Origin of the sequence: Morganella morganii, from assembly GCF_041099235.1 — a bacterium.
GTDB lineage: Bacteria > Pseudomonadota > Gammaproteobacteria > Enterobacterales > Enterobacteriaceae > Morganella > Morganella morganii_E.
In genome coordinates this window covers 149408-171289 of record NZ_JBFZSO010000005.1, presented here as the reverse complement: position 1 = coordinate 171289, position 21882 = coordinate 149408, and the positions used below count along the sequence as shown (strand labels likewise).

Below are 21882 nucleotides of genomic sequence, written 5' to 3'. Positions count from 1 at the left end.
AGGAGCACATCATGGCACTAACGGGTAAAGTGGTTCTGGTCACCGGCGCTGCACAGGGGATTGGTCGTGGTATTGCACTGCGCTTAGCCAAAGAAGGGGCGGATATCGCGCTGGTGGATCTGAAAGAAGAAGGGCTGGCGAAAGTCAAAAAAGAAGTGGAAGCCCTGGGCCGTAAAGCGGCGGTATTCACTGCGGATATCAGTCAGCGTGACCAGGTTTTTGCGGTTGTTGATAAAGCAGAACAGGCACTGGGTGGTTTTGATGTTATGGTCAATAACGCCGGTATTGCCCAGGTGAAAGCGATTGAGGATGTGCGTCCTGAGGATATGGATCGTATTTTCCGTATTAACGTCGATGGCACGATGTGGGGAATTCAGGCCGCAGCGGCCAAATTCAAAGCACGCGGACAGAAAGGGAAAATCATTAATGCGTCATCCATTGCCGGACATGATGGTTTTGCCTTACTCGGCGTCTATTCCGCCACGAAATTTGCCGTCCGTGCACTGACACAGGCGGCAGCCAAAGAGTTCGCCAGCAGCGGGATCACCGTGAACGCGTACTGTCCGGGGATTGTCGGCACGGATATGTGGGTGGAAATTGATGAGCGTTTCTCTGAAATCACCGGTGCGCCGAAAGGGGAAACCTACAAAAAATATGTCGATGGTATTGCGCTGGGCCGCGCTCAGACACCGGATGACGTGGCGGCACTGGTTGCCTTCCTGGCCAGCGACGATTCGGATTACATCACCGGCCAGGCGATTCTGACCGACGGTGGTATTGTTTACCGCTAAATTATTGTGTTGATACTGACAGAAATCCGCCGCATGCAGAATGTGGCGGATTTTTTTATGTATACTGGTCCGCAGGATAACGCTGCGGGTGACAGGCATGAAATACGATCTGAATGACCTCTATTATTTTGTGAAAGTGGTGGAATACGGCGGATTTTCCCCGGCGGGTGAGGCGCTGGGCATTCCGAAATCCCGGCTCAGCCGCCGTATTGCTGATCTGGAACAGAAACTGAATATTTCGCTGATCTACCGCTCCACCCGGCAATTTCATGTCACTGAGATCGGGCAGGCTTTTTACCAGCAGTGTAAAAATGTGATTGATGAGGCGGAAATTGCCGAAGAGATGATCTGCTCGGTACAGGGGCACCCGCGCGGCAGCGTGAAGTTTTCCTGTCCGGTCGCGTTGTTACAGACCTATCTTCAGGATCTGCTGACAGATTTTATGGTGAAATACCCCGATATTGATGTGCAGATTCTGGCGGTTAACCGTCCGGTGGATGTGATCAGCGAAGGGTTTGATCTCGCACTGCGGGTGCGTTCCCTCCCGCTGGATGATTCCGGGCTGACGATGAAAGTGCTGGGATATTCGCGGCGCATCCTGGTCGCCTCGCCGCGATTATTTGCCGGAAAAGCGGCTCCGCAGCATCCGGATGAACTGACAGAATTCCCGATCCTCGCCAACAGCGAACAAAAACAAAACTACACACTGACACTGACCGGTGAAGACGGCGGCAGCATCACCAAACACCTCACGGCACGCCTCGCCACGACGGATGTCATGACACTGCATCGTGCGGCATGCAAAGGGCTGGGCATTGCCCGCCTGCCGGAAGGTGTGGTTCTCAATGATTTGACTGCCGGACGGCTTGTCCGTGTTCTGCCGGGCTGGCAGTTCCCGGAAGATGTGATCCACGCAGTTTTCCCGTCCCGCAAAGGGCTGTTACCCGCCGTGCAGGCGCTGCTGAATTATCTGGCGGAACATATTCCGCAGACGGCGGCGTTTTCGGGGCAGGGGGGGTTGTGAGGCAAATAATCATTCTATTCGCCTCATTTTGTGAGGCAAATAACGGTCGTATTTGCCTCATCTGCCTTACTCAGCCGCGATATGTCCGAAACGGCCGCTGTTGAAATCCTCAATGGCTTCGCGGATTTCCTGCTCGCTGTTCATCACAAACGGGCCGTAACCGACAACCGGCTCATCAATCGGCTCGCCGCTGAGGAACAGAACAACCGCATCTTCGGTGGCCTCCAGCAGAATGGTGCTGTCAGCGCCGTCCAGAATCATCAGTTCGCCGGTGTGCATCGGTGCGCGGCTGTCGACATAAATACTGCCGTGCAGAACGATCAGTCCGGCATTGCGGTTGGCTTTTGCCGCCAGTCCGGTGACTTTCCCGGCTTTCAGGCGCAGATCCCACACATCCATTTCGGTAAAGGTCCGGGCCGGGCCGCGTGCCCCGGCATATTTCCCGGCGATCACCCGTAATGTCCCTGCGTCATTCGGCAGTGCCACCGCCGGAATGGCGTTATTTTCCAGTAACTGATAACCCGGTGCGGCGGATTTTGCAGAAGCAGGCAGATTCACCCACAACTGCACCATGTCCAGCGTGCCGCCTTCCCGCATAAAGCGGTCAGAATGGTATTCCTGATGCAGAATACCGGATGCGGCGGTCATCCACTGCACATCCCCTTTGCCGATCACACCGCCCTGACCGGTGGAATCGTGGTGTGCCACCTCGCCGTCATAGACGATAGTCACGGTTTCAAAACCACGGTGCGGGTGTTCACCGACACCCCGGTTAGCGCCCTCTGAGGCCGGGAAATCCGCCGGACCGGCGCGGTCAAGCAGGATAAACGGATTGAGATGTTTGCCGTGATTGCTGTAGGAAAACATCTGGCTGACCGGGAAGCCGTCGCCGACCCAATGGCCTTTCGGTGCGCGGTAGGTACCGATAATGTTTCTCATGATATTTCTCCTGATAATTATGTATGAATTGATAATAAGGGCGCGAAACATCAGGGAGTAGTCATGAAAACGGGTTTCACTGTTGCAGAAACAGAACAGTCAGGCCGGGGTTATCCGGTATGCAGAGATCCCCGGCACCATTGCGCCAGCCGGGCGATCGCATCCTCCACGTCCTTATCACAGCCGAACCCGGCATTGAGCCGGAAACAGCGGTCGTAGCGGCTGTCGGTGGCAAAGATATGTCCGGGCGCGATACCGATCCCCTCAGCGCGGGCATTGAGAAACAGTTCCCGTACATTCAGGCTGCCTTCCGGCATGGTGACCCACAGGACATAGCCGCCTTCCGGTTCGGTCACTGTGGTACCCGGCGGGAACTCCCGCAGCACAACACGGCGGATGTTCTGCACCTGTGCCGCCAGTTCACGGCGCAGGCGGCGCAGATGCGCATCATAGCCGCCGTTACTCAGCAGTTCGCTGATGGCCGCCTGCGGCAGTACCTGTGAGCCCATCGATGAGGTGTATTTGAGGGAGGTGATTTTGCGCATGTAATGCTGACTGTGCACCCAGCCGATACGCACGCCGGGCGCGATGGTTTTGGAAAATCCGCTGCACAGAATGACATTATGGCTGAACGCCCGCATCGGGAACGGCCGCTGTCCGCCGAACGCCGCATCACCGAAGGTATCATCCTCAATAATGATAACACCGTTTTCATCGGCCTGACGGGTGATTTCCGCTTTGACGTCATCCGGAATCGTTTTGCCCAGCGGATTATTGACGTTGGCGAGTGTCACAAAAGCTTTTACCGCTTTGCGGCGGAACAGAGCGGTGAGTTTATCGCAATCGACATAACCTTCCTCACAGGCATCCACTTCAGTCAGCCGCAGATTGAGATTACGCAGCATCTGCAACAGCACAAAGTAACAGGGAGATTCCACGGCTACTGCATCCCCGGGGCTGAGGGTGGCACGCAGCGCCAGTGATAAGGCTTCAATACAGCCGTTGGTAATAAGCAAGGTTTCCGGAGAGATATTACAGCCATAACTGACCGCCCGGCGGGCGATTTCCTCCTTTAGCGGGGCATAGCCGGTGCCTTTGACCGAATCCCCCAGCAGGAACGGCTTGCTGTAACTGAGCTGACGCATGATAAGACTCAGTTTTCTGACCGGATAAAGCTCCCGGCGGCCGTTAGCCAGATCGAGCCGGACACGGCACTCTTCGCCGACCATCGACATATGCAGTTCCGTCTGTTCATCCAGCGGGGCAAAATCAGCGGCGTGTGTCTTTGTACTGAGGCTTTCCGCCGCCGGCTGAACCGGGGCGACAAAAAAGCCGGATTTCGGCCGCGCGACTGCAACATGCTCATCTTCCAGCGTGCGCAGCACTTTCAGGGCGGTGGTCAGGCTGACATTGTACTGTGCAGCCAGAACCCGGACGGACGGCAGACGGCTGTCCGGCGGTAAAACGCCCTCGCGGACAGCCTGTTTTATCTGATCGGCCATCTGCCGGTAGCGCGGAAGCTGTACCATCTGTTCTGCCTCATTCTTACGGGTTCTGTGTGTTTCTGTAAGAGTACGTTGAGAGTAAATTATGACGCAAGGGTTTCTCCGGCTGACTGTGAGGTTTATATGACAACATTTGACAAAATCACCCGTTTACTGGATTCACGGGCGGTTTCCTTTGAGGTGATCGAACATCCGGCGGAAGGCCGTTCTGATGCGATAAGTAAAATCAGGGGGAATAAACTGAGCCAGGCGGCAAAAGCCATGGTGTTACAGGTCACCGGCAGCACACCGGATATCCGTTATGTGCTGGCGATTGTGCCGGGAGACTGCAAAGTCAATTTTAAAAACGCGGCGAAACTGGCAGGCGGAAAAAAAGCCTCATTTGCCGCGCCGGAAACGGCACAGGCGCTGACCGGTTGCCCGATGGGGGCGGTTCCGCCGTTTAGCTTTAATGAGGAACTGATGCTGTATGTTGATAAACGTCTGACCGGTGCCGGGCGGGTATTTTTTAATGCCGGGGAACTGGTGAGATCGGTGTCTCTGGCAGCGGATGACTATTTCAGTGTGATCGGTCATGATCGCATTGCGGATATTGCGGTACCTCCCGCCGCAGAATAACAATGATAACGGAGAATAACGATGGAATATTGTGTTGCTGAACTGACGGATATGGATCAGGTAAAAGCCTTATTAAAACGTTATCATCTGACCACCATCAGTGATGAAGACAAGCCGGACGGTTTTGTCACCACACAGATGAGTGATGAGCAGATGGTTAATTTGATTGAAAATGAGCAGGGATTATTTGTCGCCAAACAGGACGGTAAGGTAGTGGCGTTTGTGATGGCGGCATCCTGGCAGTACTGGTCACCGTGGCCGCTGTTTGCCCATATGATTGATAAACTGGGTGATTATGAGTTTGCCGGCCAGACGCTGACCACAGAAAACTCGTATCAGTACGGCCCGGTCTGTATTGATGCATCACTGCGCGGGAAAGGCGTGCTGGAAGGGCTGTTTGCTTTTGCGCTGGAAAAAATGTCGCAGCGGTTTGATATCCTGGTGACCTTTATCAACAAGGTTAACCCGCGCTCTTATGCTGCGCACACCCGTAAGCTCGGTCTGACCGTGCTGGATGAATTCGGATTCAATAATAACCATTATTACTGGCTGGTCTGCGAAACCCGCTGAACTGCCTGATAAAAGAAAACCCGCCGCAACCGCTGAATAGTCAGGGCTGCGGCGGGTTTTTCAGTGATGATCAGACTAATTCTTTCACGTCGAAGTTAACTTCACCGCTTAAATCAGCATCGTAATCAACGCCGTCGAGACCAAAGCCGAATAAACGGAGGAATTCCGCTTTATAGCCCTGATAGTCGGTTAAATCGTTGATGTTATCATCTGTCAGTTGCTGCCAGATTTCACGGCAGGTGTTCTGCACATCATCGCGTAATTCCCAGTCATCCAGACGCAGACGCTGTTTCTCATCGGTTTCCGGTGCAGAGCCGTTAAACAGCTTAGTAGCAAATAAGCGCTGAGTCTGTTCAATACAGCCTTCGTGAATGCCTTTCTCTTTCATGATCTTAAACACGATAGAGATATATAACGGCATAACAGGAATAGCCGAAGAGGCCTGAGTAACGACAGATTTCAGGACGGCAACATACGCCGCGCCGCCTTTGGCCTGCAGTTTCTGATTAATCGCCGCAGCTGCGCGATCCAGATCTTCTTTGGCTTTACCTAAGGTACCGTGCCAGTAAATCGGCCAGGTCAAATCGGTACCGATATAGGAGTAGGCAACAGACTGTGCATTATCCGCCAGAACACCGGCTTCCGCTAATGCATTCATCCACAGTTCCCAGTCCTGGCCGCCCATGACTTTAACAGTGTCTGCGATTTCCTGCTCATTGGCCGGTTCAACAACGGCTTCGATCAGCACGTCTTTGTTGGTATCCAGCGCGACAGATTTGTACGGTTCGCCGATAGGTTTCAGGGCGGAGCGGACAATTTCGCCGGTTTCCGGCATTTTACGGACCGGCGATGCCAGAGAGTAAACAACCAGATCGATCTGGCCCAGATCCTGTTTAATTAAATCAATAACGTTCTGACGGCATTCATCAGAGAAGGCATCACCGTTAATGCTTTTTGCATACAGGCCTTCTTCTTTGGCGGCTTTATCAAAAGCGGCTGCGTTGTACCAGCCGGCAGAACCGGTTTTGTTTTCACTGCCCGGCTTTTCAAAAAATACACCGATGGTTGCCGCACCGCTGCCGAATGCGGCATTAATACGGGAAGCCAGACCGTAACCGGTGGATGCACCAATCACCAGAACCTTTTTAGGGCCGTTTTTCAGTTCGCCGCAGGACTTCACACGGGCGATTTGCTCACGAACATGGGCTTCACAGCCCGCCGGGTGAGCGGTAGTGCAGATAAAACCACGAATTTTAGGTTTGATAATCATAGTTATTTTTTCTTGGTAGCCAACAATCAGGGGCTAATATACCTGATCTTCTTCATTTACTTAAGACAATGCGGCGATAAACCCGCAGAGCAGACCAGTTAATTCCGGCTTTGTTATCCGCAACAGGGTGTATTTTGTTATTGTGACGGACTGATCTATTTTCTGCCGGATAGCCTCCGGTATTTCCGCTATGATAGCCGTCATCATAACGGACAACCCGTCAGCGGAGTTACTGTGGTATTTGACATTTTCCGGAATATCCTGCATTACGGCTGCCATTTTCTGGTGCCGGTTCTGTTTGCCCGGCTGTTCTGGCGGCAGCACTGGAAAGCGGCGGCGATGATTATGATTGCCACTATGGTGATAGATGCGGATCACCTGCTGGCAGATCCGATCTTTGACCCGGACAGATGCAGTGTCGGTTTTCATCCGCTGCATACCGTATGGGCGGCGATTGTGTATCTTATTCTGCTGCTGATCCCGTCATGGAAAGTGCGGGCGGTGGCAGTCGGCTGCCTGTTCCATCTGTTTACCGACGGAATGGATTGTTATATGGGCAGCCTGAAACAGGGCACGGAATATGCAGCGGTTCAGGTATTAAAAAACCCGCCGGAGGCGGGTTTTTGTGCGGCTGAGATAATCAGAACGGATTTTTCAGTGCCGGGACAGAGACTTCAGCTCCGGGTAAACTGACTGCCGGGGCTTTGATATCAAGTGTTGGCGCGGAGGTTCCCGGAACGGAGACGCCCACTTCCGGAGCCGTGATTGACGGTGCGTCAATATCCACAGACGGCATGGCGGATTTTGCCGCTGACGTGACCTCTTTCTTCACGGATGACATCCGGCTGTTTTCTGCCTGTGGCCGCGCAGGAGGCACTTTTCCGTTACGATCAGAAGAAACCGGTGTGCTTTGTTGTCCCTGCGGGGCGGTTTGTCCGCTCTGTCCTCCGGCGACCGGTTGTGCATCCGGTCTGCGCATCCGGCCGTTATCCGGCCTGAACTGTTCCGCACCGGTCTCTTTATTCACCATTGTGCCGTCAGACGGCGCACCGGAAACCATCCCCGGGTCACTGTGCGGCTGCCGTTGCGCGACACTTTCGCGGCTCAGCAGGCGGCCCCGGTTTTCCGTGCTGTCTTCTTCTGTTACCAGGGTATCACTGTCTTTGATCGCGAAGGATTTGCCCCGGTAAGGGAGCAGCAGGTACGGCTTGCAGGCATCGGCATTACAGCCGCGATAACGCACCATACCGTCAATACTCAGGGTGATAATACCGCCGCCGTTGAGCAGATAATCCCAGGTTTTGCCGTCAATCGTCACCGTGCCGCTCATATTACACGGCGTCTGACTGTATTCACCGTACGGCAGCGCAATATAAGGTTTGCTCATGGCGATTAATTGCCGCACCTGTTCATCTTTCAGTGTCCATTTATCACAGGCGCCCAGTAATACACCGTCACCGGAGGGATAAATTATTTTTTCACCGGCATCGACATCGTAGTTTTTCTGACTGCAGGCTGAACTTATTAAGACAGTTGCAATAATAAATAAGGGAGCCGGTAATGATTTTAAATATTTCATCGTATTAATGATATCCGTGTATTCAGCCCGGTATAATGACCGTTAATTCCCGGACGGGTGCCGATACTGATAAATGAGAAATAAAATACTGTGATGATTTCAGACTGTTAAATAGTAGCGGCTTACGGTGCCTTAATCTATCAGTGTTATCCGAAGCGTGACAGGGATAGAAATAAAAAGCCCGGCAAAGGTGCGCCGGGCAGGAATATGAACATATAATGTTTATTCAGATAAACTGTCTTTCATTACTTTTTGGAAGGTTTCCCATCCGCAATAGCCGTTTTTATCAACCGGACAATTTTTCAGTTCCAGTGTGACTTTTTGCGGCGGAGTTTTTAAAGAAAGATAACTGTTATTCCGCAGCTGATCAGATGACTGGTAAATATAATCAATCTTCACATAGGATTTATTATCCGCTTTATTTGTCCAGCGCTGGAACACTAATTTCCCGCCGATAGGCGTATGTTCATACTGTTCCGGCAGCTGATACGGTTTAAATTCCAGGGCGGAGAGCAGGGAGGCGATATTGGAATCATGCCCGGCCAGGAAGGTAAATTTCGCCTCACTGCCCGGTGCTGCGGCGGCAAAGTGCTGATTAATATAGTTCAGCAGCGGATGAGCCACGTTTTTCGCGATAATGCGCGGGGTAAACAGAGATTCCTGATAGCCGTTTTTCAGGGTATTCAGCGCTGTCCACTGCTCCGGCGTGGTGACTTCGCCCCAGGCGACCTGGTCTGCCGGGAAACCTTCATAATATTGCAGATCGATGGCATCCACGGCGGAGTTTGCCATTTTCAGCGGACCTTTCACGCCCGGCTCTTTGCCGGCTTCAATAATAAAGCTGTTTTTACCATCGGCCAGTGAACAGAGTTTATTGGTTTTGCACTGTTCTGAGTCTTTGATATTCAGCACCTTATTCAGTGCCTGATAACCCGGTACCAGATCCAGCCCTTTATAATGGTTCTCCATTGCAGTGAGAGCGGTCTGTTTAAACTCTGCGCTGTCATTGGTGATGATCGGATTAAACACCGGATCCATAGTACCGATTTCCGGCTGGTGATTCACCGTGACGGTACAGCCCGGGAAAGCTCCGGCGGTAAAGAACTGCGCGGTGGCAATCGTGCGCTGAAGGCTGTTGGCGTACACATTCAGCTCTTTTTCGCCGGTCGGGCACAGGGTATCCGGCAGCAGTTTGTTCTCATCCAGCCATTCGCGGAAATAGTGCCCCATATAAACTTCCAGTGCGCCGCCTTTGGTGGTCAGATAACCGCTCTGCGCATCCCACGCAGGCCAGGTTTTATCGGTGATTTCGGTCAGAATACCGGTATTCACAATCGGCGTGCGCAGGTTGTGGCGGCTCATCACCAGAACCTGTTCCAGTGTCATATCAGCGGCGGAGGTATCAGCAAAAGCGGGCAGGGCGGGAGTCAGTAATGCGGCTGCAAGTGAAAGCGTCAGTAAGGTTTTTTTCATCCGGAACACTCCTGTTGTCATTATTTTCGAACCGATATTAATGACTGAAGCGATTCATATTTACCGGGAGCAAACTCCCAAAACAGTGATCAGCACCGGAAATAGCGCTTAAGTAAGGGTGCGGTGAAATTTTTCTTCAGATAAAAGCCTCTGGGCAGTGTTTGTATCGGTTGTCCGTGCGGGCCGATAGCTTCTGTGAGTGCCCGGCTGTTGGCTGCTTTCGGGCGTATCTGCATCACCTGGCCATGACGGGCGGTGATCTGTTCCACTTTCCCCAGCACAATCATATCCATCAGCTCTTCCCAGTCCGCGCGCAGCAGGCGTTCTTCCTCCTCCGACGGCGACCACAGCAGTGGTGAACCGACACGGCGCTCTGCCAGCGGGATATGACGCGCGCCTTCCACCGGCACCCACAGCACGCGGGAGAGTTTATGACGCACATGACAATCCGCCCAGGTAACGCCGCTGTTGCCGGTCAGCGGGGCGACACAGACAAAGGTGGTTTCCAGCGGCACGCCGGATTCATCCACCGGAATGGTTTTCAGTTCTACCCCGAGGTGAGCAAAATCCTGCTCTGCCTTACTGCCCGCATCCGCACCCAGCCAGTACTCCAGCAGCATGCCGACCCAGCCTTTATCGCGGCGCAGATCCGGCGGCACCGGTATACCGGCACAACCCGCCAGCTCACCGAAAGTGGCGCCGGCAAGGGACTGGGCGCGGCTGAGCAGCTCAGATTCGCTGGCCGGGGGTAATGGCGGCTGAAAAAGTTGTGTCATGTTATATGCTTAAAAGTTGAACAGTGTTATCCGGTAAAATAATACATAGGCATGAATGAAAAATAAATATTATCTAATTTATTGATATATAGCTATTAATTTTCGTCGCCGCAATAAGTTCAGAAGGTTGTGCACCAGCATCCTCAGACAATAAACAGGATCTTACACTGAGTTATCCACAGCTTTATGGGATAAGTGGAAAACCACCTCACTACTGGTTTGATTTACAGGCTTGACTTCCGCCTGTTTTCGCGTTTCAGCAGGGGTTTTGCTCACGGATAAGTCACAATCTGTGGATAACACCGGGTGTGGTTATTTTTTGTGCTGCGTAAGTCTGTGAAAAAAAATGCCGGTGATTTTTTCAGACGATTCTCTTTTTTTATTTCTGTACTGATATGATTTATCAGAGTTTATTTAACGGTCGTGATTTTATCAACAGGAGGCAGTTTAAAACTATACCCCCATTACCCTTGCGTTTTTCACAACTATATCCACAGAAAACGTGAATAAAAGCCGGTTTTTTATCAGAGGGTGTTTATAACTTTGCCTTTTTCTGTGAATTAACTTTCCGGGGGGATAAACCAGGCGGATTTAAAATCAAACCAGCCGAAGGTATTCATTTTGACTCCCCGCATACTGCGCTGCCCCTGTAATTCAAGCCAGTGATGGAACAGCGGGAACAACATCTGTTGACCAATGATCTGTTCACACCATGCCGCCAGTGACAGGGAACGCTGCCGCCACTGTTTCAGCGGTGCATGCAGTTCATCCCCCAGGCAGCGGCGCAGCAGCGGCAGTTCATATAACGTGGCGAAGACCGAAAACTCCAGCGGCTTATAAAAGTTAGCGGTCGCCAGCCAGAAATCACTGTCACAATCACCGTTAAACCAGGTGTCGTAATCTGTGATATTAATCGTCAGTTTCACGCCCTGTTCCGCCAGTAACTGCTGCAGTAATTTGCCGATAGCATGGTATTCGTGATGATCCTGATAATAGGTCAGCGTCAGCTCTGTCAGACCTGCCGGTTTTTCACAGGGCGGGATAAGCTTGCTGTGATGCCAGCGCAGCAGCAGCCCGTAAGCCGGCCACCAGTGGCGCTGATACAGGGGTTCACAGTGATACAGCAGATTGACCGGAGTCATCAGGCTGTTGAGCCAGCGGCGGATATCTTCCCGCTCTCCTTTTGCCGAACGCGTATCATGCAGCAGGAAATAGCAGCCTTCCTCCATCCGGCTGTCGAGAGAATCCCGCTCCGGCCCGTCCGCGCCGATATGCAGGGTGGTGCAGACCATTTTTTCTTCCAGCTCCGGCACCACCAGCACAGAAACTTCATCCAGCAGGGCGCGGAAGCCGTAATAATGGTCAAAGGCGCGGATTGTCAGTTTGCGGTCATTATTGCAGACCACCTGATACGGGCCGGTGCCGACAGGGCGGCGGGCGAAATCCGGCAGTTCCTGCCACTCATGGGGCAGAATGGCGGCGTGCGGGCTGCCGGTCAGTACCGGGAACCAGCTGTCGGCCTCATTCAGTGTGATATCGATAATATAAGGCATATCGGAACGGACAGTGCGGATATGGCTGAACAGAGGATGGGTGTCGCGCAGACGCTCAAAAGAGGAAATGATATCCACCATCTGCAACTCACGGCCGTGATGGAAAAATATTGCCGGACGCAGCCAGAAACGCCACTGTTTGTCGCCGGTCTGCTGCCAGTGATGCGCCAGTGCCGGGACAGCTTCCCCGTTTTCCTCATTTATTGCCGTCAGTCCGTTAAAAATCTGGCTCAGCAGATGAACTTCCGAGCGGCGCAGCGGCGAGCCGGGCAGTAAATTATAAAAAGGACGGTAATAGACAATGCGCAGCAGGCTTTTCCCCTGCCGGAAGCTGCGCTCCAGCTGGGATAATACCATCTGGCGCATCGCGTCCTTATCATTGACCATCGCCACCAGTTTTTCGATGTTATCCTGTTCGATCAGCAGTTCGGCACGGGCGTGCTGCAGGTCCCGGCCGCTTTGCAGAAAACAGAGACGTGAACGCTTACCCCGTCCGGTTTCCGCCTGCCAGCTGAGCCAGCCTGCCGTCTGCATACTGCTGAGCAGAGAGCGGACATGACGGCGCGAGCAATGCAGAATATCGGCGATCTCCTGAAGGGTGGTTTCGGTCTCCTGTCCCTGATGATGCTGCCACAGGCGGATAAACTGGTGCTGGAGGCGTGGTGTGCTCATAAAAGAGGAACTCCGGTCGGTTTTCTGTCCATTTTTATTTCCGTATATTACGTCCATACTCAATGTCATTAAAGCAGCTCATGACGTCAGTGTGATACCTGACTCACTCCCGATTCTTGAGTAATGGTGACTTTTACCGCCAGCCGAAAGGCTGGTTTTTTTCTGTCCGGTGATCCGGAAAAAGAGGCGGGGAAAACGGGGAAAAAGCTGCCATCACAAAAGGGGTGATGGCAGGGGTTCAATGGTGGAAATGGATCCGGTTATCAGTTCATAAATGCAGGCAGTTTTTCCTCAAAACGGGAAATCATGTCGTCGTGCTGTAAGGTGAGGCCGATACTGTCGAGGCCGTTCATCATGCAGTGACGACGGAAAGTATCGACACTGAACGGGTATTCCAGCTCACCGGCGATCACTTTCTGGTTTTCCAGATCCACAATAATCTGAGCGCCTTCCGTCTGTTGTACCCAATTAAAGAGCGCATCAATGGCGTCTTCGGGTAATTTCACCGGTAATAACTGGTTGTTGAATGCGTTACCGTAAAAAATATCCGCAAAGCTGGGCGCAATCACCACTCTGAAGCCGTAATCTGTTAAGGCCCACGGCGCATGCTCACGGGAGGAGCCGCAGCCGAAGTTTTCACGGGCCAGCAGAATCGATGCGCCCTGATAACGCGGGGCGTTGAGGATAAAATCCGGATTCGGCACCTGTCCGTCATCATCGAGAAAACGCCAGTCATTAAATAAATGCTGTCCGAAACCGGTGCGGGTCACTTTCTGCAAAAACTGTTTCGGGATAATGGCATCGGTATCCACATTGGCGGCATCTAATGGTGCGGCGATGCCCTGATGTACAATAAATTTTTCCATGACTCTCTCCCTCAGCGCATCTCAATGGTACGGATATCGGCGAAACTGCCGGTGACAGCGGCCGCAGCGGCCATGGCCGGGCTGACCAGGTGCGTACGTCCGCCGCGCCCCTGGCGGCCTTCAAAGTTACGGTTGCTGGTGGAGGCACAGCGCTCCCCCGGGGCCAGGCGGTCATTGTTCATCGCCAGACACATCGAGCAGCCCGGTAAACGCCACTCAAACCCGGCATCGGTAAAAATCTTATCCAGACCTTCCGCTTCCGCCTGTGATTTCACCGGCCCGGAGCCCGGAACCACTATCGCCTGCACTCCCGGCGCGACTTTGCGCCCTTTGGCGACCGCAGCAGCCGCGCGTAAGTCCTCAATCCGCGAGTTGGTGCAGGAGCCGATAAACACCTTGTCAATTTTCACATCGGTTAATTTTTTACCCGGCGTTAAATCCATGTACGCGAGGGCTTTTTCCGCCGAGGCTCTTTCCACCGGGTCGGTAAAGCTTTCCGGAGCGGGAATGGCGCGGCTGATATCAATAACCTGTCCCGGATTGGTGCCCCAGGTGACCTGCGGGGCGATATCGGCGGCATTGATAATAATTTCCGCGTCATATTTTGCATCCGGATCACTTTTCAGGGTCTGCCAGTAAGCCACAGCAGCATCCCAGTCCGCGCCCTGCGGGGAGAACTGACGGCCTTTCAGATAATCAAAGGTAGTCTGATCCGGCGCAATCATTCCGCCTTTGGCACCCATTTCGATCGCCATATTACAAACCGTCATCCGGCCCTCCATGGAGAGTGCCTCAATAGCATCCCCGCAGAATTCCGCGATATAACCGGTACCGCCTGCGCTGCCGGTGTGGCCGATAATCGCCAGCACAATATCTTTGGCGGTGATACCGGGGGCAACTTTGCCGCGCACTTCAATTTTCAGGGTTTTGGCACGCGCCTGTTTCAGTGTCTGGGTAGCTAACACATGTTCCACCTCGGAGGTACCGATACCAAAAGCCAGCGAGCCGAACGCACCGTGGGTGGCGGTATGGGAGTCACCGCAGACAATGGTCATACCCGGCAGAGTGATACCCTGTTCCGGCCCCATCACATGCACAATGCCCTGAAACGGATGGTTCAGATCATAGAGACGGACACCAAAGGCCTCACAGTTTTTGATCAGTTCCTGCATCTGGTTACGGGCCATTTCACCGCAGGCATTGATATCTTTGGTCTGCGTGGAGACGTTGTGATCCATGGTGGCGAAGGTTTTCTCCGGGCGGCGCACGGGGCGGTTTTTCGCCCGTAATCCGTCAAACGCCTGCGGCGAAGTCACTTCATGTACCAGGTGGCGGTCGATATACAGAATCGGCGTTTCGTTTGCTTCTTCACGAACCACATGGGCATCATATAATTTCTGATATAAGGTTTTTCCTGTGCTCATCTTAAGCCCCTTCTGTAATCAAACGCGCGATAATGTCGCCCATTTCGTCTGTGGTCACACTCTTGCCGTTTCCGGCCACATCCCGGGTGCGGTATCCGGCATTCAGTGCCTGATTGACGGCGTTTTCGATGCTGTCTGCCGCTGCATCCTGTCCGCAGCTGAAACGCAGCATCATGGCGGCGGATAAAATCTGAGCTACCGGGTTGGCGATGTTTTGTCCGGCGATATCCGGCGCAGAGCCGCCTGCCGGTTCATACAGACCGAATTTTTTCTCATTCAGGCTGGCGGACGGCAGCATCCCCATGGAGCCGGTGATCATGGCGCACTCGTCAGAGATAATGTCGCCGAACAGGTTGGAGCAGAGGATCACATCAAACTGCGACGGATCTTTGACCATCTGCATAGCGGCGTTGTCGATATACATGTGTGACAGCGCGACATCCGGATACTCTTTGGCGATTTCCGTCACCACTTCACGCCATAATACGGAGCTTTGCAGCACGTTGGCCTTATCAATCGAGGTCACCTGACCACGGCGTTTTTGAGCGGAGGCAAAGGCGATACGGGCAATGCGTTCGATTTCAAAGCGGTGGTACACCTCGGTATCATAAGCACGCTCATATTTACCTTCGCCTTCACGGCCTTTCGGCTGCCCGAAATAGATCCCGCCGGTCAGTTCGCGGACACACAGGATGTCAAATCCGCGCGCGGCGATATCACTGCGCAGCGGGCAGAACGCTTCCAGCGCCGGATAGAGCCGGGCCGGGCGCAGGTTACTGAATAATTTGAAATGTGCCCGCAGCGGGAGCAGGGCACCGCGCTCCGGCTGGGAATCCGGCGGCAGTTTTTCCCATTTCGGGCCGCCGACAGAGCCGAACAGCACCGCATCGGCCTGTTCGCAGCCTTTCAGCGTGGCCGGCGGCAGCGGGTGGCCGTGGTTGTCGATGGCGATGCCGCCGACATCATATTCACTGGTGGTGATGGTCAGGTTAAAGCGGGTGCGCACCGCATCCAGCACTTTAATCGCCTGCGCCATAATTTCAGGGCCGATTCCGTCGCCCGGTAAAACTGCAATATGAAATTGTTCCGACATAATTACACCGCTTCCTTTGTCTCTGTATTGTTGTTATGAGTATCGTTATGAGTATCGTTATGAGTGTCGTTGTGCATGTTGTTATCTGACTGCATACGCCGTTTTTCTTCTTTTACCTGTCCGGCGCGCCAGATGCTGTTGATGGCGTGGATCATGGCCTGGGCGGAGGATTCAACAATATCTGTCGCCAGCCCCATACCGTGGAATTTACGGCCTTCATACTCCACCACGATATTCACCTGACCCAGTGCATCCGTTCCCTGACCTTTGGCGGTCAGCTGGTAGGCGGCGAGGGTCAGCGGGTAACCCGCGATACGGCGGATTGCCTCATAAGCCGCATCCACCGGGCCGTTCCCCTGGGCGGATTCCGAGATGATTTCATCACCGGCCTGCATTCTGACGGTTGCTGATGCCTTGACACCGGTACCGGACTGGGTGTTGAGAAACGCCAGTGAAAAATGTTCCGGCTCCTGATGCTGCTGTTTCATAAACACCAGCGCTTCCAGGTCGTAATCGAAGACCTGGCCTTTTTTGTCAGCCAGTTGCAGGAAGTCGGCGTATAATTCATCCAGGTTATAATCACCTTCCTGATAACCCATTTCCGCCATCCGGTGTTTCACCGCCGCGCGGCCGGAGCGGGAGGTCAGGTTGATTAAGTTATCTTTCAGGCCGATGCTGTCCGGCGTCATGATTTCGTAGGTTTCGCGGTTTTTAATCACGCCGTCCTGGTGAATACCGGAAGAGTGGGAGAAGGCATTGCTGCCGACCACGGCCTTGTTCGGCGGTACCGGGGTATTGCATAACTGACTGACCAGCTGGCTGGTGCGGTAAATCTCTTTGTGGTTGATCCCGGTGCGCACGCCCAGCATTTTTTCCCGCACTTTAATCGCCATAATCACTTCTTCCAGGGCGCAGTTCCCGGCGCGTTCGCCTAACCCGTTGATCGTACCTTCAATCTGGCGGGCACCGGCCTGTACGGCGGTGATCGAGTTGGCAACGGACATCCCCAGGTCGTCATGACAGTGGACAGAAATGATGGTTTTGTCGATGTTCGGCACACGGTTGAATAATTCACTGATGATGCCGCCGAACTGGTACGGCGTGGTGTAACCGACAGTGTCCGGAATGTTGACCGTGGTGGCACCGGCGTTAATCGCGGCTTCCACAATGCGGCATAAATCATCGATATCGGTGCGCCCGGCATCTTCACAGGAAAACTCAACGTCATCGGTAAAGCGGCGGGCATGTTTAATCGAGCCGACCGCCATATCGATGATGTCAGCAAAGGTCTTGCGCAGTTTTGTTTTGACGTGAATACCGGAGGTGGCGAGCACCATATGTAACCGGAAGGCTTCCGCGACTTTCAGGGATTCCGCGGCGGCATCAATATCGCCTATCACACAGCGGGATAATGCCGCGATACGGCTGTTTTTGATTTCACGGGCAATAGTCTGCACCGACTGAAAATCACCGGGAGAGGAGACAGGGAAACCGGCCTCAATAATATCAACCCCCATGCGTTCGAGCTGGAAAGCAATCTGTAACTTCTCTTTGACACTGAGACTGGCCTGTAATGCCTGCTCCCCGTCACGCAGTGTGGTATCAAAAATGATGACGTTATCGCTCATGTTGTGATCCTCTCGGTTATTTCTTGTTCTGTTTTCCGGTTTGCAGGTATAAAAAAACCCGCGACATTGCGCGGGTTTTTCAGGTCTCAGAGAGAAAGTTATGAAGAACTTCCGGCCACGAGCCCGCCACGCGCAGTTAAGGCGATAATTAGCAGGCTGTTTAGGCGGAAAGTGAAAGACATAGTAATAACCTTCTCAGTAAATTCAGTGGCACGGAGCACAGGGCTTATCCGTGGCGATGTATTATTGATACTGAATATAAAATGCCCTGTCAACTCACGCGGTTCGCCGGAGATCCCGGCCCGGGGATAAAAAAAGCAGAAAAAGCAGATAAACTGACTAATTTATAAAAATTAATCAGCGTTTTCATCTATAAGCCAGCTCAATAATTGGGCTAATATTTTTACAGATTTTTTTTACGGAGAAGCAGAATCAGCTGAGTAGGCGGGTAACGGGGGATCCGGCGGTCAGGCAGCCGCCGGCAACCGGTGAGATATTCATTGAACAGTTTATTCTTTCCGTTATGTCAGTAAAAAAAATCGGATTTTTTATGCTGACAGAAGACAATTTTATTATGAATAAACACAATCTTTGTTTTATTATCTCACTGCATGGAAACTAAATGAATAAAGCGGTATTGATTTATTACTATCATGAATAATTTACTGACTTTAAATATTTAAATAGTATGCATTGTGATGATGATGCGCACCCGCGTATTCAGAACCATACAAGGAAGAGACTCAATTATTAATTGAATAATCAATTGAGATAATAGATTTCAATTTTGTATTGATCTGCCGTTTCATCGTGGCGGCAGGTGGCTTATTGAAGTCATTATAATCATTTATTGGAGTTTAAGATGACTGAATACACCTCAGTGGCAGATGTAAAAAAAGAATCCGGTGAAACACAGCTGCGCAATGTGGATCTTAATCTGCTGACCGTTTTTGATGCGGTTATGCAGATGCAGAATGTGACCCGCGCTGCTGAACTTTTAGGTATGTCGCAACCGGCTGTCAGCAATGCGGTGTCAAGACTTAAAGTTATGTTTAATGATGAATTATTTGTCCGCTTCGGACGGGGGATTCAGCCGACAGCGCGCGCCAAACAGCTGTTCGGGCCGGTCAGGCAGGCATTGCAGCTGGTGCATAATGAACTGCCGGGCGCCGGTTTTGAACCGGGCAGCAGCGAGCGGACATTTAATCTGGCCATCTCCAGTCCGCTTGATATCCGCCTGACAGACAAAATAATCGAACAGGTTAAACTTCACAGTGAAAATATCGATGTCAATATTCAGTCTTATATGAATTCACATATCGAGAATAACCTGAAATATCAGGAAACCGATTTTGCTGTCAGTTATAATCGTTTCGATAAACCGGATTACAGTCATCACTTATTATTTAATGACCAGTTGTCGCTGGTCGCCGCCCGCAATCATCCGCGTATACAATATACGGTAACAGAGAAACAAATATTTACCGAGCAACATGCCGTGGTGTCGCTGGATTTAATTGATTCATTCAGTTCACCGTATTATGAAAATAATGAATTACTCCGGGCTATTGTTTATCAGGGAACCAATTTAGTCAGTGTACTGAATATTGTTTCTAAAACAGAACTGGTGGCGATTGCGCCGAAATGGCTGATTCAGCTCTACTCGCATGTGCTGCCGATTCAGGAAGTGCAGCTGCCGTGGGATAAAGTCAGCCGTCCGGCGTTTCTGATCTGGCACGAGGCGTGTACCCGCGATAAAGGGCATCAGTGGATGAAGGCACTGCTGACGCAGTTCACACATCATATGTAATCGATCATTTAATTTATTCCCCGCCCCGTCAGGTAAATGTATCTGCCGGGGCTTTTTTGTGATCCCGTCATTGCAAAGATAACTAAATTTGCTTTTGTTCCCGGAGACAACAGGCTACACTTGCGGAAAAATTTAAGCGTACAACTGTAAGCTGAAAAATTATTACATAACGTGAAACCGTACAGTCTGACGGCTCAGTAAAGGAAACGCGTGTGACAACAACAAATTTGCATCACTATCATTTAGTGACGCGGCTGCAACAGCAAAAACAGCGCCGGGGTGACAAAATCGCACTGCGACAGTGGTGTGAACAAGGTCAGCATATCGATTTTACCTGGCAGCAGGCCGGGGCGTTCAGTGAAAATCTGGCGGAAGCCCTGCTGGCAGAAGGGGTTGAAGTGCAGGAAAATGTCGCTATTTTCTCGCACAACAGCGCCCTGTGGTCATTAACCGACCTGGCGATTCTTCAGTGCCGTGCCATTGTGGTGCCGCTCTATGCCACCAGCAGTGATGACCAGGCGGCCTATATTCTTAATGATGCGCAGGTGCGCATCCTGTTTGTGGATGGTCAGAAGCAGGCGGAAATCGCCCTGTCGCTGCTCTCTCTCTGCCCGTCGCTGCAGAAAATCATCATAATGAACCCGGAAAACACGGCAATCCCGTCGCATCCGGCGGTCTGCACACTGCGTCAGTTTATGAACGGCCACGACGGCAGTTACGCCGCAGAGCTGCGTCAGCGCATTGCGGATTGTTCCCTTGATGATCTTTTCACCCTGATTTACACCTCCGGGACCACCGGCGAGCCGAAAGGCGTGATGCTGGATTACCGCAATATGGCCGCCCAGCTTTATCTGCATGATGAGCGGCTGACACTGACCGAAGATGATGTCTCACTCTGCTTCCTGCCGCTGACGCACGTTTTTGAGCGCGCCTGGAGCTTCTATGTGATGCACACCGGCGCACTGAATGTCTATCTCAGTGATACCAACCTGGTACGCAAAGCGATGGTATCGGTGAAACCGACCGTGATGTGTGCGGTGCCGCGTTTCTATGAAAAAGTATTCAGTGGTATTTACGAAAAAGTGGCACAGGCGCCGTGGTATAAACGGGCGTTATTCCACTGGGCGGTACGGACCGGTAAAAAGACCCTTGATGCACAGCAGCGCGGTGAGAAGCAGTCGTGGCTGGCCGCGCGGTGTGATCAGTTCGCACAGAAAAAAGTGCTCGGTAAACTGCGCGGTGTGCTGGGCGGTAATGTCCGTTTCTTACCGGCGGCGGGTGCACGGCTGGATGATGGAATTATCCGCTTTTTCCTCGCCATCGGCATTAACATCAAATACGGCTACGGCATGACAGAAACCTGTGCCACGGTATCCTGCTGGGAAAACAGCGGTTATCAGCTCGGCTCTATCGGTGTGCCGCTGCCGGATGTGGAAGTGCGTATCGGTGAGGAAAATGAGATTCAGGTACGCGGGCCGGTGGTGATGCGCGGCTATTACAATAAGCCGGAAGAGACCCGTCAGGCTTTTACTGCTGATGGCTGGCTGCGGACCGGTGATGCCGGTGCGCTGGATGAGCAGGGCAATCTGTTTATCACCGAACGCCTGAAAGATCTGATGAAAACCTCGAACGGTAAATATATTGCGCCGCAGATGCTGGAAGGCACGCTGGGACAGGACCGCTTTATCGAACATATCGCGGTGGTGGCGGATGCGCGTAAGTTTGTCTCCGCACTGATTGTGCCGTGCTTTGATACCCTGGAAGAACACGCGCGGGCACTGAATCTGAAATACCATGACCGGATGGAGCTGCTGAAAAACAGCCAGATTGTGGCGCTGTTTGAAAGCCGCCTGAAAGAGCTGCAGAAAAATATCGCTGCCTTTCATCAGGTCAAACGTTTCACACTGCTGCCGCAGAATTTTTCCATGGAGCTTGGTGAACTGACACCAACCCTGAAACTGCGCCGTAAAGTGATCGCACAGCGCTATCAGCGCGAAATTGAGTCGATGTATACGGACTGATTGATTTCCATGACGGCACTGCCTGTTTCCTGTGCAGTGCCGTTTTTATATCCCGCCGGTTTTTCCCCCGCTCTCAGTGAACTCTGCTTTGTGATTTGCCGCCGCAGGTATGATCGTCTGCGGATCATGACATTTCCTTTATTCCTGTGGTTTTCCGCTTTTTGCTTCCCGAAAAACGCATTTGCCAGCACTGTCATTTTATCGTTATGTTAATCCTCAGATAACTAAAAACAGACAAACACATCACTTGCAGTTACAACCCGCAATCAC

At 52.3% G+C, this 21882-nt stretch carries 19 protein-coding genes; 7 read left to right on the top strand and 12 right to left on the bottom strand.

All coding sequences use genetic code 11. From position 1 onward, the window contains the following. Nucleotides 1-11 precede the first annotated feature (11 nt). Nucleotides 12-791 carry an acetoin reductase gene (locus AB7038_RS10695; protein ID WP_368889082.1) on the top strand — a complete coding sequence of 260 codons (780 nt, stop codon included), beginning with the start codon at nucleotides 12-14 and terminating at the stop codon, nucleotides 789-791. A 97-nt stretch (nucleotides 792-888) separates the two neighbouring features. Next, nucleotides 889-1815, top strand: coding sequence for a LysR substrate-binding domain-containing protein (locus AB7038_RS10690; RefSeq protein WP_369453289.1), 927 nt, complete (start codon nucleotides 889-891; stop codon nucleotides 1813-1815). Between the two features lie 66 nt (nucleotides 1816-1881). Here the strand turns inward: AB7038_RS10690 and AB7038_RS10685 are convergent, their stop codons facing one another. Together AB7038_RS10685 and AB7038_RS10680 are read right to left on the bottom strand one after the other, a co-directional pair. Further along, nucleotides 1882-2754, bottom strand: a complete 873-nt coding sequence (locus AB7038_RS10685; protein ID WP_369453288.1) for a pirin family protein — start codon at nucleotides 2752-2754, stop codon at nucleotides 1882-1884. Between the two features lie 110 nt (nucleotides 2755-2864). Further along, the gene (locus tag AB7038_RS10680) at nucleotides 2865-4283 is read right to left on the bottom strand and encodes an aminotransferase-like domain-containing protein (RefSeq protein ID WP_369453287.1); all 1419 of its coding nucleotides are present in this window, start codon (nucleotides 4281-4283) and stop codon (nucleotides 2865-2867) included. 99 nt (nucleotides 4284-4382) lie between these two features. Between AB7038_RS10680 and AB7038_RS10675 the strand changes: the two genes are divergently transcribed. Beyond that, a complete protein-coding gene (locus AB7038_RS10675; protein WP_368889078.1) occupies nucleotides 4383-4877 on the top strand; it encodes a YbaK/EbsC family protein in 495 nt (164 codons plus the stop codon). Between the two features lie 21 nt (nucleotides 4878-4898). Next, entirely contained in the window at nucleotides 4899-5447 is a 549-nt protein-coding gene (locus AB7038_RS10670) for a GNAT family N-acetyltransferase (protein WP_369453286.1), read from the top strand. A gap of 70 nt (nucleotides 5448-5517) precedes the next feature. Here AB7038_RS10670 and fabV read toward each other — a convergent pair whose 3' ends face one another. Both fabV and AB7038_RS10660 read right to left on the bottom strand, forming a co-directional pair. Then, complete coding sequence (gene fabV / locus AB7038_RS10665) at nucleotides 5518-6717, bottom strand: enoyl-ACP reductase FabV (protein WP_214178451.1); 1200 nt, start codon at nucleotides 6715-6717, stop codon at nucleotides 5518-5520. Nucleotides 6718-6777: 60 nt separating this feature from the next. Continuing rightward, on the bottom strand, nucleotides 6778-6924 hold the full coding sequence (locus AB7038_RS10660) for a hypothetical protein (protein ID WP_349418732.1): 147 nt from the start codon (nucleotides 6922-6924) through the stop codon (nucleotides 6778-6780). A gap of 27 nt (nucleotides 6925-6951) precedes the next feature. On the opposite strand from AB7038_RS10660, the gene AB7038_RS10655 reads away from it, so the two are divergent. Then, nucleotides 6952-7410, top strand: a complete 459-nt coding sequence (locus tag AB7038_RS10655; RefSeq protein WP_072869915.1) for a DUF6122 family protein — start codon at nucleotides 6952-6954, stop codon at nucleotides 7408-7410. Here AB7038_RS10655 and AB7038_RS10650 read toward each other — a convergent pair. The 8 genes from AB7038_RS10650 to leuA all read right to left on the bottom strand — a co-directional run bounded on the left by AB7038_RS10650 (nucleotide 7358) and on the right by leuA (nucleotide 17781). After that, nucleotides 7358-8296: a hypothetical protein gene (locus AB7038_RS10650; RefSeq protein WP_368889075.1), complete on the bottom strand. Its 939-nt coding sequence runs from the start codon at nucleotides 8294-8296 to the stop codon at nucleotides 7358-7360. The two genes, AB7038_RS10655 and AB7038_RS10650, sit on opposite strands and share 53 nt — an antisense overlap. Before the next feature lie 222 nt (nucleotides 8297-8518). After that, nucleotides 8519-9769 carry a bifunctional glucose-1-phosphatase/inositol phosphatase gene (agp, locus tag AB7038_RS10645; RefSeq protein ID WP_369453284.1) on the bottom strand — a complete coding sequence of 417 codons (1251 nt, stop codon included), beginning with the start codon at nucleotides 9767-9769 and terminating at the stop codon, nucleotides 8519-8521. 89 nt (nucleotides 9770-9858) lie between these two features. Further along, a complete protein-coding gene (gene mutH / locus AB7038_RS10640) occupies nucleotides 9859-10545 on the bottom strand; it encodes a DNA mismatch repair endonuclease MutH (RefSeq protein WP_032098319.1) in 687 nt (228 codons plus the stop codon). A 560-nt stretch (nucleotides 10546-11105) separates the two neighbouring features. Continuing rightward, entirely contained in the window at nucleotides 11106-12770 is a 1665-nt protein-coding gene (gene sgrR, locus AB7038_RS10635) for an HTH-type transcriptional regulator SgrR (protein ID WP_369453283.1), read from the bottom strand. Nucleotides 12771-13033: 263 nt separating this feature from the next. Beyond that, nucleotides 13034-13636, bottom strand: coding sequence for a 3-isopropylmalate dehydratase small subunit (gene leuD, locus AB7038_RS10630; RefSeq protein WP_368889072.1), 603 nt, complete (start codon nucleotides 13634-13636; stop codon nucleotides 13034-13036). Between the two features lie 11 nt (nucleotides 13637-13647). Further along, nucleotides 13648-15060 carry a 3-isopropylmalate dehydratase large subunit gene (gene leuC, locus AB7038_RS10625; RefSeq protein WP_036416780.1) on the bottom strand — a complete coding sequence of 471 codons (1413 nt, stop codon included), beginning with the start codon at nucleotides 15058-15060 and terminating at the stop codon, nucleotides 13648-13650. 1 nt (nucleotide 15061) lies between these two features. Continuing rightward, complete coding sequence (gene leuB / locus AB7038_RS10620; protein ID WP_004238443.1) at nucleotides 15062-16153, bottom strand: 3-isopropylmalate dehydrogenase; 1092 nt, start codon at nucleotides 16151-16153, stop codon at nucleotides 15062-15064. Nucleotides 16154-16155: 2 nt separating this feature from the next. Beyond that, the gene (gene leuA / locus AB7038_RS10615) at nucleotides 16156-17781 is read right to left on the bottom strand and encodes a 2-isopropylmalate synthase (RefSeq protein WP_369453282.1); all 1626 of its coding nucleotides are present in this window, start codon (nucleotides 17779-17781) and stop codon (nucleotides 16156-16158) included. 862 nt (nucleotides 17782-18643) lie between these two features. On the opposite strand from leuA, the gene leuO reads away from it, so the two are divergent. Together leuO and AB7038_RS10605 are read left to right on the top strand one after the other, a co-directional pair. After that, the gene (gene leuO / locus AB7038_RS10610) at nucleotides 18644-19591 is read left to right on the top strand and encodes a transcriptional regulator LeuO (RefSeq protein WP_004238446.1); all 948 of its coding nucleotides are present in this window, start codon (nucleotides 18644-18646) and stop codon (nucleotides 19589-19591) included. Between the two features lie 212 nt (nucleotides 19592-19803). After that, the gene (locus AB7038_RS10605) at nucleotides 19804-21612 is read left to right on the top strand and encodes an AMP-dependent synthetase/ligase (RefSeq protein WP_369453281.1); all 1809 of its coding nucleotides are present in this window, start codon (nucleotides 19804-19806) and stop codon (nucleotides 21610-21612) included. The last annotated feature ends 270 nt before the right edge of the window (nucleotides 21613-21882 follow it).